The sequence below is a fragment of the Mycobacterium paraseoulense genome (assembly GCF_010731655.1).
In the GTDB taxonomy this organism is placed as follows: Bacteria; Actinomycetota; Actinomycetes; order Mycobacteriales; family Mycobacteriaceae; genus Mycobacterium; species Mycobacterium paraseoulense.
This window is the reverse complement of record NZ_AP022619.1, coordinates 482,579-496,020: the sequence shown is the minus strand read 5'-3', so window position 1 is coordinate 496,020 and position 13,442 is coordinate 482,579. Positions and strand designations below refer to the sequence as shown.

Annotated in this window: 10 protein-coding genes and 1 pseudogene; all 11 read right to left on the bottom strand. The window is 72.2% G+C overall.

From position 1 onward, the window contains the following. Nucleotides 1-7: 7 nt before the first annotated feature. The 11 genes and pseudogenes from G6N51_RS02150 to pheS all read right to left on the bottom strand — a co-directional run bounded on the left by G6N51_RS02150 (nt 8) and on the right by pheS (nt 13,330). Nucleotides 8-1,069: a type III polyketide synthase gene (locus G6N51_RS02150; protein ID WP_083171956.1), complete on the bottom strand. Its 1,062-nt coding sequence runs from the start codon at nt 1,067-1,069 to the stop codon at nt 8-10. A gap of 105 nt (nt 1,070-1,174) precedes the next feature. Continuing rightward, nucleotides 1,175-2,593: an argininosuccinate lyase gene (argH, locus tag G6N51_RS02145; RefSeq protein ID WP_083171955.1), complete on the bottom strand. Its 1,419-nt coding sequence runs from the start codon at nt 2,591-2,593 to the stop codon at nt 1,175-1,177. After that, nucleotides 2,590-3,798: an argininosuccinate synthase gene (locus G6N51_RS02140; protein WP_083171954.1), complete on the bottom strand. Its 1,209-nt coding sequence runs from the start codon at nt 3,796-3,798 to the stop codon at nt 2,590-2,592. The genes argH and G6N51_RS02140 overlap by 4 nt, the downstream gene beginning before the upstream one ends. A gap of 12 nt (nt 3,799-3,810) precedes the next feature. Further along, on the bottom strand, nt 3,811-4,311 hold the full coding sequence (locus G6N51_RS02135) for an arginine repressor (protein WP_083171953.1): 501 nt from the start codon (nt 4,309-4,311) through the stop codon (nt 3,811-3,813). After that, nucleotides 4,308-5,234 (bottom strand): ornithine carbamoyltransferase, encoded by a 927-nt coding sequence (argF, locus tag G6N51_RS02130; protein WP_083171952.1) that lies wholly within the window; start codon nt 5,232-5,234, stop codon nt 4,308-4,310. The genes G6N51_RS02135 and argF overlap by 4 nt, the downstream gene beginning before the upstream one ends. Before the next feature lie 50 nt (nt 5,235-5,284). After that, the gene (locus G6N51_RS02125; RefSeq protein ID WP_083171951.1) at nt 5,285-6,469 is read right to left on the bottom strand and encodes an acetylornithine transaminase; all 1,185 of its coding nucleotides are present in this window, start codon (nt 6,467-6,469) and stop codon (nt 5,285-5,287) included. Continuing rightward, nucleotides 6,466-7,353: an acetylglutamate kinase gene (argB, locus tag G6N51_RS02120; protein ID WP_083171950.1), complete on the bottom strand. Its 888-nt coding sequence runs from the start codon at nt 7,351-7,353 to the stop codon at nt 6,466-6,468. The genes G6N51_RS02125 and argB overlap by 4 nt, the downstream gene beginning before the upstream one ends. A 73-nt stretch (nt 7,354-7,426) precedes the next feature. Then, nucleotides 7,427-8,614, bottom strand: coding sequence for a bifunctional glutamate N-acetyltransferase/amino-acid acetyltransferase ArgJ (gene argJ / locus G6N51_RS02115; RefSeq protein WP_083171972.1), 1,188 nt, complete (start codon nt 8,612-8,614; stop codon nt 7,427-7,429). Nucleotides 8,615-8,691: 77 nt separating this feature from the next. After that, nucleotides 8,692-9,751 (bottom strand): annotated as a pseudogene (argC, locus tag G6N51_RS02110) (N-acetyl-gamma-glutamyl-phosphate reductase). Nucleotides 9,752-9,788: 37 nt separating this feature from the next. Beyond that, complete coding sequence (gene pheT, locus G6N51_RS02105; protein ID WP_083171948.1) at nt 9,789-12,287, bottom strand: phenylalanine--tRNA ligase subunit beta; 2,499 nt, start codon at nt 12,285-12,287, stop codon at nt 9,789-9,791. Beyond that, the gene (gene pheS / locus G6N51_RS02100; protein WP_083171947.1) at nt 12,287-13,330 is read right to left on the bottom strand and encodes a phenylalanine--tRNA ligase subunit alpha; all 1,044 of its coding nucleotides are present in this window, start codon (nt 13,328-13,330) and stop codon (nt 12,287-12,289) included. The genes pheT and pheS overlap by 1 nt, the downstream gene beginning before the upstream one ends. Nucleotides 13,331-13,442: the final 112 nt, after the last annotated feature.

Sequence of the window (13,442 nt, the reverse complement as noted above, 5' to 3'; positions counted from 1 at the left end):
TTGAATGTCAGTGCCAGCGCAGCAGTACGAGTTCGGAACAGAATCCCGGACCCATCGCGATCATCAGGCCGGGGCTTCCGCTGGGCGGCGGCTTGGCCAGGGTGTCCCGCAGCACGTGCAGCACCGAGGCCGACGAGAGGTTGCCGATCTCGCCCAGCGACCGCCAGGTCAGCTCCAGCGCGTCGGGCGCCAGGCTCAGGCTCGCGTTGATCGCGTCGATGATCTTCGGGCCGCCGGGATGGCTGACCCAGGCGCCGATGTCGGTCGTCGTGAGCCCGTGCGCCCCGAGGAACCCGGACACGTCCCGCTCGATGTGCTCCTCGACCACCTGAGCCAGGTCCTTGGCCAGCACCAGCTCGAATCCGGCCGCGCCGACGTCGTAGCCCATGGTGCGCAGCGAGTCGGGATACAGCGTGCTGCGCGAGTCCAGGATCGCGGGCCCGCGGGCGGCCACCCGCTCGGCGCGGCGCTCCCCGACGGCCACCACCGCGCCCGCCCCGTCCGCGAACAGCGCGCTGCCGACCAGGCCGGGCAGCGACGGCTTGTACCCCGGGTAGGTGAGTGAGCAGAGCTCGACCGAGATCAGGGCCGCGGCGGCGTCCGGTGCGCCCCGCAGGTAGTCGTTCAGCCGGGCCACGCCGGCGGCCCCGGCCACGCAGCCCAGGCCGAACAGCGGCACCCGGCGCACGTCGTCGCGCAGCCCCAGCCGCCCCGCGATCCAGGCGTCCAGCGAGGGCACCGCGAGACCGGTGACCGTCGTCGTGATCAGCGCGTCCAGGTCCTGCGGGCGCAGGCCCGCCTCGTCCAGCGCGCCCGACAGCGCCTCGCAGCCCAGGTCGACGGCGTTGTCGATGAAGATCCGGTTCGCCACGCCGAAGTCGGTCAGGGTGGGATAGCGCTCCAGCGGCAGCACCAGGTGCCGGCTGTTGACCTTGGCGCTGGCGTGCAGCTGCCGGACGATGTCCTCGTAGCCGTCGAATTCCGGGATGCTGACGAAGAAGTCGGTGAGCTCCCGCTGCGAGTACCGATACGGCGGCAGCGCACCGAATACGCCCGCGACGACGCTCATTGGTCCCACCCCTTGGTGACGAAAATTTGGCCTGACAGGTTCAGCCGCATCGCTAGCCGGAAGTCTAGTCCGCCGGGAATTGACCGGCGCGTAAACGGCGTCATCTCATTCCCCGCCGCCGAGCCGGGCCTGCAGCTCCTCGGCCTCGGCCAGGACGGCTTCGAGCTGCTCAGCGACCCGGGCCGGCGCGGTCCCGCCCCGCCCGTCGCGCGACGACACCGAGCCCTCGATCGTCAACACCTCACGAACCTCCGGCGTCAGCTCGGGGCTGATCGCGGCCAACTCGTCGTCGGTCAGCTCGTCGAGCCCGACGGAGCGGCCCTCGGCGGCGCGCACGGCGGCCCCGGCGGCCTCGTGCGCGGACCGGAACGGCACCCCCCGGCGCACCAGCCATTCGGCGATGTCGGTGGCCAGCGTGTACCCGGCCGGGGCCAGGGCCGCCATCCTCTCGACGTCGAACGTCAGGCTGGCCACCAGGCCGGCCATCGCCGGCAGCACCAGCTCCAGCTGGGCCACCGAGTCGAACACCGGCTCCTTGTCCTCCTGCAGGTCCCGGTTGTAGGCCAGCGGCTGGGCCTTCAGCGTCGCCAGCAGCCCGGCCAGGTTGCCGATCAGCCGCCCGGATTTGCCGCGGGCCAGCTCGGCGATGTCCGGGTTCTTCTTCTGCGGCATGATCGAGCTGCCCGTGGACCACGAATCGTGCAACTTGACGTAGCCGAACTCCGTCGAACTCCACAGGATGATGTCCTCGGCCAGCCGCGAGGTGTCCACGGCGATCATCGCGAAGATGAACGCGGCCTCGGCGGCGAAATCCCGCGCGGCGGTCGCGTCGATGGAGTTGGCGGCGGCCTCCGCGAAGCCCAGCTTGGCGGCGATCGCGTCCGGGTCCAGCCCCAGCGACGAGCCGGCCAGCGCCCCCGAGCCGTAGGGCGACACCGCCGCGCGGCGGTCGAAGTCGACGATGCGGTCGACGTCGCGCAGCAGCGGGTGCGCGTGGGCGAGCAGGTGGTGGGCCAGCAGGACCGGCTGGGCGGACTGCAGGTGCGTCTTGCCCGGCATGATCGCCGTCGGGTGCTCGGCGGCCTGGGCCGCCAGCGCCGCCACCACCTCCAGCGCCCCGGCCGCGACCCGGCGCACGGCGTCGCGCAGCCACATCCGGAACAGGGTGGCGACCTGGTCGTTGCGCGACCGCCCGGCCCGCAACCGGCCGCCCAGGTCGGGCCCGACCCGGTCGATCAACCCGCGTTCCAGCGCGGCGTGCACGTCCTCATCGGTCACCACCGGCGTGAAGCTGCCGTCGGCGACGTCCTCGGCGAGGCTGTCCAGGCCGGCCAGCAGTCCGTCGCGCTGCTCGGAGGTGAGCAGCCCGGCGTGAAACAGGATCACGGTGTGGGCCCGCGAGGCGACGATGTCGTAGGGGGCGAGCACCCAGTCGAAATGGGTGGACTTGCTCAGGGCGATCAGCGCGTCCGACGGGCCGTCGGCGAACCGCCCGCCCCACAGCGACCCCTCACGCGTGCTCACGCTTCGTCGGCCGCCAGGTCCCGGCGCGACGCGATCTTGGACGACAGCCCGTGCACGTAGACGAAGCCCTTCGCGGCCGACTGGTCGAAGCTGTCGCCCTCGTCGTAGGTGGCCAGGTTGAAGTCGTAGAGCGACTGCGCGCTGCGCCGGCCGTTGACGGCGATGTGGCCGCCGTGCAACACCATTCGGATCTCGCCGGTGACGTGTTCCTGCGTCTTCGCGACGAACGCTTCCAGCGCGGTCTTCAGCGGCGAGTACCAGAGCCCGTCGTAGACCAGCTCGGCCCAGCGCTGGTCGGTGTGCCGCTTGAACCGGCCCAATTCGCGCTCCAGCGTGACGTGTTCGAGCTCGGTGTGGGCGGTGATGAGCACCATCGCCCCGGGCGCCTCGTAGATCTCGCGGCTCTTGATGCCCACCAGCCGGTCCTCGACCACGTCGAGCCGCCCCACGCCCTGGCAACCGGCGCGGCGGTTGAGCTCCTCGATGGCGGCCAGCACCGATACTCCCTTGCCGTCGATGGACACCGGGACCCCGCGCTCGAAGCCGACGATCACCTCGTCGGGGGTGTTCCAGTTGATGGTGGGGTCTTCGGTGTAGGCGTAGATGTCCTTGGTGGGCGCGTTCCAAAGGTGTTCCAGGAAGCCGGTTTCCACCGCGCGGCCCCACACGTTCTGGTCGATGGAGAACGGCGAGCGCTTGGTGACGTTGATCGGGATGGCGTTCTCCTCGGCGAACGCGATGGCCTTCTCCCGCGTCCACGCGTAGTCGCGGACCGGTGCCAGCACCTCCAAATCCGGTGCCAGCGAAGCGAATCCGACCTCGAACCGGACCTGGTCGTTGCCCTTGCCGGTGCAGCCGTGCGCGACGATGCTGCCACCGTGCTCGCGGGCGGCCGCCACCAGGTGCTTGGCGATCAGCGGCCTGCTGATGGCCGACACCAGCGGGTAGCGGTCCATGTAGAGGGCGTTGTTCAAGATGGTGGGCAGGCAGTAGCCCTCGGCGAACTCGTCGCGGGCGTCGACGACGACCGCCTCCACGGCGCCGCAGTCCAGGGCCCGCTGGCGGACGACCTCCATGTCCTCGCCGCCCTGGCCGAGGTCAATCGCGACCGCCACCACCTCGCGGCCGGTCTCCTTGCCGATCCAACTGATCGCGACCGAGGTGTCCAGGCCGCCTGAATACGCCAGGATGACGCGATCCGACATGAACCAATCTCCTTAGGTTGTGGTGAGGCTTTCGAGCGTGCGGGCCAGCTCGGCGCCGGTCATCGGGCCTCGGGCCGCGACGAAGACCGTGTCGTCGCCGGCGATGGTGCCGACGACGTACGGTAGCGCCGCGCGGTCGATCGCGCTGGCCAAATAGTTGGCGCCGCCGGGCGGGGTCCGCAGCACGGCGAGGTTGGCGCTGGCGTCGGCCGACACCAGCAGCTCGCTGAGCAGCCGCGACAGCCGGGCGGTGCCGCCCGATACGCCGCGCACCGGGCTGCCGTCCTCGGGGACGATGTAGACGCCGACGCCGCCGTCGGCGCCGCGCAGCTTCACCGCGCCGAGCTCTTCGAGGTCGCGTGACAGGGTGGCCTGGGTGACCTCGATGCCCTCGTCGGCCAGCCGGGCCGCCAGCTCGCTTTGGCTGCTGATGGACGCCGACGACAGGATCGCCACGATGCGGTCCTGCCGGCCGGCGCGGGTGGTCTCGGCGGCAGCCTTCGAGCGAGTCATCGGGAACGCTCCAGCAGCCACACCAGCAACGCCTTCTGGGCGTGCAGCCGGTTCTCGGCCTCGTCCCAAACGACGCTGGCCGGCCCGTCCATCACCTCGTCGGTGATCTCGTCGTTGCGGTGGGCCGGAAGACAGTGCAGCACAATCGCTTCCGACTCCGCGAGGCCCAGCAGCCGCTGGTTGACCTGGAACGCCCGGAACGGCGTGCGGCGGTCCAGCCCGTCGTCCTCCTGCCCCATCGACGTCCAGGTGTCGGTCACCAGGACGTCGGCGCCGGCCGCGGCGGCGTCGGGATCGGCGGTGAGGATGACCGAACCGCCGGTGGCTTCGGCGCGCTCATGGGCCGCCGCGACGAAGGCGGGAGCGGGGGCGAAGCCGTCCGGCGCGGCGATGGTGACGTGGATGCCGGCGGTCACCCCGCCGAGCAGCAGCGAGTGGGCCATGTTGTTGGCGCCGTCGCCGAAGTAGGACATCCGCAGTCCCGCAAGCGATCCCTTGCGTTCGGCGATGGTCTGCAGGTCGGCGAGCACCTGGCAGGGGTGGAACTCGTCGGACAGCGCGTTGACCACCGGCACCGTCGCCGCCTCGGCCATCGCCTCGAGGCGGTCCTGCGCGAAGGTCCGCCACACGATGGCCTCGACGTAGCGGGACAGCACCCGCGCGGTGTCCCCCAGGGTCTCGTCGCGGCCCAGCTGGGTGCTGCGGGCATCGACGACGACGGCGTGCCCCCCGAGCTGCGCGATGCCCACCTCGAAGGAGAACCGGGTGCGGGTGGAGTTCTTGTCGAAGAGGACCGCGACGCCGCGCGGGCCCTCCAGCGGCCGGCAGCTGAACGGGTCCTTCTTCAGCTCGGCGGCCAGCTGCAGCACCTCGGCCTGCTCGGCGGGCGACAGGTCGTCGTCACGCAGGAAGTGCCTAGGCATATGCGCCACTCCTCCTCATCGCTTCGCTCTGCATCGTCGTTGGCGCGGCGTCATGCCGCGGCCTTGTCGAGGATGCCGGGCAGGGCCGCGACGAAGGTGTCGAGCTGGGCTTCGGTGACGATCAGCGGCGGGGCCAGCCGGATGACGTCGGGCGCGGCGGCGTTGACCAGGAATCCGGCGTCGCGCGCGGCCATTTCGGCGTCCTTGGCACGCGGCGCGGTCAGCGCCATGCCCTGCAGCAGCCCGCGTCCGCGCACGTGGTCGACCAGCGGGTGGTTCAACGTCTCGATGCCGTGGCGCAGCGACTTGCCCAGCACCTCGGCGTGCCGGACGAGGTCCTCGTCGGCGATCACCCGCAGCACCGCCCGCGCCGCCGCGGCGCAGATCGGGTTGCCGCCGAAGGTGCTGCCGTGCAGGCCGGGGGTCATCAGCCCGGCCGCCGGCCCGACGGCCAGGCACGCGCCGACGGGCAGCCCGCCGCCGAGTCCCTTGGCCATGGTCACGACGTCCGGGGTGACACCGTCGTGCTGATGGGCGAAAAAGGCGCCGGTGCGGCCCATTCCGGTCTGCACCTCGTCGAGCACCAGCAGCGCACCGTGCCGCGAGGTGATCTCACGTGCGGCCCTCAGGTAGCCCTCGGGTGGGACGACGACGCCGCCCTCCCCCATGATCGGTTCGAGGAACACCGCGGCGGTGGCGTCGTCGACCGCGGCGGCCAGCGCGTCGGCGTCGCCGTAGGGCACGTGCGTGACGTAACCCGGCAGCGGCTCGAACGGCGCCTGCTTACCGGGCTGACCGGTGAGTGCGAGCGAGCCCATGGTGCGGCCGTGGAAACCGCCCTGCGCCGCAACCAGTTTCGTGCGCCCGGTCAGCCGCGACAGCTTGAACGCCACCTCGTTGGCCTCGGTTCCCGAGTTGCAGAAGAACACCCGCGCCGGCGCGTCCGCCCCGAGCAGCGCCACCAGCTCTTCGGCCAGCGCGATACCCGGTTCGCTGGCATACAGGTTGGAGGTGTGGCCCAGCGTGGTCATCTGATGCGTGACGGCCTCGATGACCGCGGGGTGGCGATGGCCGAGGACGTTGACGGCGATGCCGCCCAGCAGGTCCAGGTACGTGCTGCCGTCCACGTCGGTGACCACGGCGCCGTCACCGGTGGCCAGGGCCAGCGGCGGGGTGCCGTAGTTGTTCATCATCACGGCTTCCCAGCGGTGCTTGAGGTCCTCGGTGTTGCTCATGCGCTCACCACCTTGGTGCCGGTGCCCGCGTCGGTGAAAAGCTCGACCAGCACGCAGTGTTCGACCCTGCCGTCGATGACGTGCGCGCTCGGCACGCCCGCCGTCACGGCCCGCAGGCACGCCTCGACCTTGGGGATCATGCCGGCCTCCAGCGTGGGTAGCAGTTGCGAGAGTGTGGCGGTGTCGATTTCGCTGACCAGCGAATCGCGGTCCGGCCAGCTGGTGTAGAGGCCCTCGACATCGGTGAGCATCAACAGCTTTTCGGCCCGCAACGCCTCGGCGAGCGCCGCCGCGGCGGTGTCGGCGTTGATGTTGTGCACCACGCCCTCGGCGTCCGGGGCGAGCGTGGACACCACCGGGATGCGGCCCGCCGCAATCAGATCCAGCACCGCGGCGGTGTTGACCCGCTCGACGTCGCCGACCAGCCCGATGTCGGTGGCCACGCCGTCCACGGTGACGCTGCGCCGCACCGCGGTGAACAGCTGCGCGTCCTCGCCGGTGATCCCGACGGCGTAGGGCCCGTGCGCGTTGATCAGGTTGACCAGTTCGCGGCCCACCTGCCCGAACAGCACCATCCGCGCCACGTCGAGCACTTCCGGCGTGGTGACCCGGAAGCCGCCCTTGAAGTCGCCCGCGATGCCCAGGCGCCGCAGCATGGCGGTGATCTGCGGGCCGCCGCCGTGCACCACGACGGGGTGGATGCCGCAGTTGCGCAGGAAGGCCATGTCGGCGGCGAAGGCGTGCCGCAGCGTGTCGTCGGTCATGGCGTTGCCGCCGTACTTGATGACGACGACCTTGCCGTAGAGCTGCTTGAGCCAGGGCAGCGCCTCGGCCAGCACCTGCGCCTTGACCGCGGTGGGCAGCGCGTGGGTGTCGATGGTCATCTGCGCCGCCTTCCCCCGCCAGCGGGAGATGCCCCCACCTCATCACTGCGTTCTGCATCGTCGCCGGCGCGTGTCATGAGCTGTACGCCGAATTCTCTTCGACGTAGGCGTGGGACAGGTCGGTGGTGCGCACGGCGGCGCGGCCGTCACCCACGCGCAGGTCGACGGTGATGTCGATGTCGGCGCCGGACAGGTCCACCTCGCGCGCGCCGGGCGCGCCGACGCCGTCGACACACACGGCAAAACCGTTGAACGACACCCGGATTCGGTCGGGGTCGAGGGTAACCGGCGCCATGCCGACCGCCGCGAGCACGCGGCCCCAGTTGGGGTCCGACCCGAACACCGCGGTCTTGACCAGGCTGTCGCGGGCGATCACCCGCGCCGCGATCAGCGCGTCGTCGTCGGAGGCCGCCCCGGTCACGGTCACGGTGACGCGCTTGGTGACGCCCTCGGCGTCGGCCTGCAGCTGCGCGCACAGGTCGTCGCACACCGCCAGGACGGCGTCGTCGAGTTCGGCCTGGGACGCGGTGATCTCGCTGGCGCCCGACGCCAGCAGCAGCACCGTGTCGTTGGTCGAGCAGCTGCCGTCGATGTCGAGGCGGTCGAAGGTGCGGGCGGTCGCGCGGCGCAGCGCCCGGTCGAGGGCGGCCTGCTCGACGGCCGCGTCGGTGGTGAGCACGCAGAGCATGGTGGCCAGCGACGGCGCCAGCATGCCCGCGCCCTTGGCCATCCCGCCGATCGTCCAGTTGCCCGGGTGGTGCAGCGCAACCTGTTTCGGCACGGTGTCGGTGGTCATGATCGCGCGGGCGGCCTCGTCGCCGCCGCTCAGCCCCCCGGCCATGTCCTGCACGATCGCGCGGACGCCTTCGAGCACCTTGTCCATCGGCAACCGGTCGCCGATCAGCCCGGTGGAGCAGACCGCGACCTCGATGGCGCCGGTCTCGGTGCCCCAGTCGGACAGCGCGGCCGCGACCGCCTCGGCGGTGGCGTGGGCGTCCTGGAATCCGCCCGGGCCGGTGCAGGCGTTGGCGCCACCGGAGTTGAGGATCACCGCGCGCAGCGCGCCGGTGGTCAGCACCTGCTGGGTCCAGCGCACGGGCGCGGCCTTGACCTTGTTGCGGGTGAACACGCCGGCGGCCGCGTAGTCGGGTCCCTCGTTGAAGACCAGGGCCAGGTCGCGGTTGCCCGACGCCTTGATGCCCGCGGCGATGCCGGCGGCCCGGAACCCCGCCGGGGCGGTGACGCCCTGTTCGCGCACCAGGCGCGCCTCGGCCGCTACGACAGATGGCGCCGCTCCTCCTACCCCGGCTGCGCCGGCGTCATCGTCGCCGGCGCGGGTCACGGCGCGACCCCGACCACCGAGAGGCCTTCCGTCTCCGGCCAGCCCAGCGCCAGGTTCATCGCCTGCACCGCGGCGCCGCCGGTGCCCTTGACCAGGTTGTCGATGGCGGCGATCGCCACGAACACACTTGCGGCCTCGTCCACCGCGACCGCGAGGTGCGCCGCGTTGCTGCCGATCACCGACCCGGTGCGGGGCAACTGTCCCTCGGGCAGCAGGTGGACGAAAGGTTCCGCGTCGTAAGCCTTTTCGTAGGCCGCCCGCAGCTGCGACAGCGGCGAGCGGGTACGCGCGGTGCAGGTGGCCAGGATGCCGCGCGACGTCGGGATCAACACCGGCGTGAACGACACCGTGACGTCGCGGTCGGTGACGGCCCGCAGGCCCTGGGCGATCTCCGGGGTGTGCCGGTGGGCGCCCGCAATGTTGTAGGCCCGCGCGGACCCGATCACCTCGGAGCCCAGCAGGTCGGTCTTGGCGGCGCGGCCGGCCCCGGAGGTGCCGCTGACGGCGACCACCGTGACCGCCGGCTCGATGAGGTCCTCGGCCACGGCGGGCAGCAACGCCAGCAGCGCGGCGGTCGGGTAGCAGCCCGGCACCGCGACGCGGCGCGCACCGCGCAGCCGCTCCCGCGCGCCCGGCAGTTCCGGCAGCCCGTACGGCCAGCTGCCGGCGTGCGCGGAGCCGTAGAACCGCTCCCAGTCGGCGGCGTCGGTCAGCCGGAAGTCGGCGCCGCAGTCGACGATCAGCGTCTCGGGGCCGAGTTGATCGGCCAGCGCCGCCGAATGCCCGTGCGGCAGGGCCACAAACACCACGTCGTGGTCGGCGAGCACGGCGAGGTCGGTGGGCTCGACCACCCGCTGAGCCAGCGGCGTCAGGTGCGGATGGTGTTCGCCGAGCGCGCTGCCGGCGCTGGTGGCGGCGGTCAGCGACCCGATGGCGAGGCGGCCGTCCGCGTGCGCGGGATGCCCGAGCAGCAGGCGCAGGATTTCCCCGCCCGCATAGCCGCTGGCCCCGGCAACCGCCACCTTCAGTGCATCGGCCATTCCGCCGATTCTGCATGGTTATGCAGTGCTTTGCAAATCCATTCCCGACGGTGTCAGGCGCGCAGTTCCGCCCCGACCGCCCCGGCGGCGCGGCGGACCGCGGCGTCGCGGGCCGCGCTGGCGTCGTCCTCGGTCAGCGTGCGGTCCGGCGCGCGGAAGCGCAGCGCGAACGTCAGCGACTTGCGGCCCTCGCCGACCTGCGGGCCGGTGAAGACGTCGAACAGTTGCAGGTCTTCGAGCAGCTCGCCGGCGCCCTCCCGGACGGCATCGGCCACCGCCTTTGCCGGCACGTGCGCGGGCACCACCAGGCTGAGGTCCTGGAAGACGGCCGGGAACGGCGACACCTTGGGTGCCGGCAACGCCACCGCGATCGGGATCGCGTCGAGGTTGAGTTCGACGGCGCAGGTGTCCTTCGGCAGGCCGGAGCGCTCGATCACGGCCGGGTGCAGCTGCCCGGCGTGGCCGACGACGGTCTCCCCGACGAGCACCTCGGCGCACCGGCCGGGGTGCCAGGGCAGGTGCTGGGCCGCCCGCAGGCTCACCTCGACCCCGCTGGCGCGGGCGATGATGCGCGCCGCTTCGAACGCGTCGGCGGCCTCGGCGCGGCGGCCGGGACCCCACGGGCCGCGGCGTTCGCGCAGGCCCGCCAGGACGGCCGCGACGTGCTGCGGCTGGCGCGGCAACGATGCGTTCAGCTGCGCGATCTCGGTGTCGGTCGGCCGGCGGTGCACGGGGATGGGCTGCACGCCGCGGGTCTCCTCGGTCGGCTGCACCACCTGCGCCAGGGCGTACAGCGCGACGTCCACCAGCCCGCGGGACACGTTGCGCACCAGGGCTTCCAGCAGCGCGGGCAGCAACGTGGTGGCCAAATGCGGGCGGTCGGCCTCCAGCGGATTGAGCACCTGGGCGGTGGTGCGCCGCGGGTCGTCGTCCGGCAACCCCCACAGGTCGAACACGCCCGCGGGCAGGAACGGCGTCGGCAGGATCTCGACGTATCCGGATTGGGCGAGCGATCTGCCGATGGCGCGGCGACGCTTCTGCCCCGCGGTGAGGCCCCGGCCCGCGGGCGCCGCGGGCAGCACCGACGGAATGGCCTCCAGCCCCTCCAGCCGCAGCACCTCCTCGACGAGGTCGGCGGGCTGCAGCAGGTCGGGCCGCCAGCTCGGCGGCGTCACCGTCAATGCCGCGCCGTCCTCGCTCACCACAGCCCCGATCTGCGCCAGGCGCCGCGCGGTGGTCCCCGGGGGATAGGCCACCCCGGCGACGCGGTCGGGCAGGTCGGCGGGGATCCGGATCGGCGGCAGCGACCAGTCGGCGGCCGAGTTGCCGACTGGCGGGTCGCCCCGCCAATCGGTCAGCTTCTCCGACACCGCTCCCCCGGCGATGTCGACGAGCAGCGCGGCGCACCGGTCCAGCGCGGCCACCGAGATCGCCGGGTCCACCCCGCGCTCGTAGCGCCGGGCGGCCTCGCTGGGCAGGTGCAGCCGGCGCTGGGTGCGCGAGACGGCGGCGGGGTCCCAGACGGCGGCCTCCAGCAGCACGTCGGTGGAGTCTGCGCGCACCTCGGTGCTCGCCGCGCCCATCACCCCGCCGATCGCCGCGGTCGCGCGGTCGTCGACGATGAGGACGTCGGCCGGATCGAGCCGGCGCTCGACGTCGTCGAGGGTGACGACGGTCTCGCCGGGGCGGGCGAACCGCACGGCGAGGCCCCCGCAGATGCGGTCGCAGTCGTGTGCGTGCATGGGGTGGCCGAGTTCGAGCATCACGTAGTTGGTGACGTCCACCGCCGGGGAGGTCGCGCGGATGCCGGCCAGCAGCAGCCGGCGTTGCAGCCACCACGGCGACACCGCGGCGGGGTCGATGCCGGTCACGGGGCGCAGGGCGAACCGCCGTACCCCGGTTTCGGGCTGGACGGTCAGGGGCCAGGCCTCGCCGGCGGCGGGCAGCGGCTTGACGTCCGCCGGGTCGACGAAGTCGAGGCCGTAGGCGCAGGCGACCTCCCGGGCCAGTCCGCGCACCGACATGCAGTAGCCGCGGTCGGGGGTGATCGCCAGGTGAAAGACCACGTCGTCGAGTCCCAGCACCGCGGCGCCGGCGGCGCCCGGTTCGGCGGTGCCGGGCGGCAGCACCAGGATCCCGGAATGGTCGGCGCCCAAACCGAGCTCGGCCGCCGAGCAGATCATGCCGTCGGAGTCGCGGCCGTAGGTCTTGCGTGCCGTGATGGCGAATCCGCCGGGCAGCGTGGTGCCGGGCAGCGCCACGATAACCAGCTCACCGACGGCGAAATTGGTTGCGCCGCAGACGATATCGCGGTCCCTGCCGTCGCCGACGTCGACCCGGCAGGCGCGGATCGGCTTCTTGAAGCCGGTGAGCTCCTCGATGGCGGTCACCCGCCCCACCGTCAGCGGGCCGTCGACCGGGCCGAGGGTGACGACCTCCTCCACCTCGTGGCCGATCCGCACCAGCGTCTGCTCGAGATCGCCGGGCGCGACATCCCAGCCCGGCGCGCCGGCGTTCACGACCTCCCGCAGCCAGCTGTAGGGGACCCGCATCAGTCACCCACCCCGAACGGCAGCGAGAACCGGACGTCGCCCTCGACCATGTCGCGCATGTCGGGGATGCCGTTGCGGAACTGCAGGGTGCGTTCCAGGCCCATCCCGAACGCGAAGCCGGAGTACTCCTCGGGGTCGATCCCCGCGGCGCGCAACACGTTGGGGTGGACCATGCCGCAGCCGCCCCACTCCACCCAGCCCGGGCCGCCCTTCTTGCCGACGAACCACACGTCGACCTCGGCGGAGGGTTCGGTGAAGGGGAAGAAGTGTGGCCGGATCCGGGTGCGCGCCTCCGGGCCGAACTCGGCGCGGGCGAACGCGTCGAGGGTGCCCCGCAGGTGCGCCATGGACAGGCCACGGTCCACCGCCAGCCCCTCGACCTGGTGGAAGACCGGGGTGTGGGTGGCGTCGAGCTCGTCGGTGCGGAAGGTGCGGCCGATCGAGACGATGTAGACGGGCAGCTCGTGAGCGAGCAGGGTGCGCACCTGCACCGGCGACGTGTGGGTGCGCAGCAGCTGCCGGGAATCGTCCGGCGCGATGTAGAAGGTGTCCTGCTCGCTGCGCGCCGGGTGGTCGGCGGGGAAGTTGAGGGCGTCGAAGTTGAACTGCTCGGTCTCGACTTCCGGCCCCTCCGCCAGCTCCCAGCCCATCGCGACGAAGGTGTCGGCGACGTGCTCCGCCAGCATGGTGATCGGGTGCCTGGCGCCGGGTGGCTGACGCGTCGACGGCAGCGTGACGTCGACGCTCTCGGCGACCAGCACCGCCGCGTCACGTTCGGCGCGCAGCGCGGCCAGTCGCTCGTCGTAGCTGCGCTGGACCTCGGTCCGCGCGGAGTTGACCCGCTTGCCCGCGTCGGCGCGCTCCTCCTTGGGGACGCCGGCCAGCGCTTGGCGCGCCAGCGCGAGCGGCGAGCGGTCACCGAGGTGCTCGGTCTTCACGCGCGCAAGCGTGTCCAGATCGCCGGCGAGCGCGATCGCCTCCTGGGCGGCGCCGATCGCCTCGGCCAAGGCATTAGGCGACAGGTCGACGGGCTGAGCACCCACGCGGCGACACTCTCCTTGCTGATGAGGGGCTGGGAGGAAGTTGCCCAGCGGCAAGTGCCGATCATAGTGATGCGGTGCGTGCGCCCCGGCGGGCGCTTCGGAGTAAGGGCGG

What these genes read in the sequence shown, in the direction of transcription:
- G6N51_RS02150 (WP_083171956.1), bottom strand. Translation starts at nt 1,069, where the DNA reads ATGAGCGTCGTCGCGGGCGTATTCGGTGCGCTGCCGCCGTATCGGTAC.
- G6N51_RS02140 (WP_083171954.1), bottom strand. Translation starts at nt 3,798, where the DNA reads ATGTCGGATCGCGTCATCCTGGCGTATTCAGGCGGCCTGGACACCTCG.
- G6N51_RS02135 (WP_083171953.1), bottom strand. Translation starts at nt 4,311, where the DNA reads ATGACTCGCTCGAAGGCTGCCGCCGAGACCACCCGCGCCGGCCGGCAG.
- argF (WP_083171952.1), bottom strand. Translation starts at nt 5,234, where the DNA reads ATGCCTAGGCACTTCCTGCGTGACGACGACCTGTCGCCCGCCGAGCAG.
- G6N51_RS02125 (WP_083171951.1), bottom strand. Translation starts at nt 6,469, where the DNA reads ATGAGCAACACCGAGGACCTCAAGCACCGCTGGGAAGCCGTGATGATG.
- argB (WP_083171950.1), bottom strand. Translation starts at nt 7,353, where the DNA reads ATGACCATCGACACCCACGCGCTGCCCACCGCGGTCAAGGCGCAGGTG.
- pheT (WP_083171948.1), bottom strand. Translation starts at nt 12,287, where the DNA reads ATGCGGGTCCCCTACAGCTGGCTGCGGGAGGTCGTGAACGCCGGCGCG.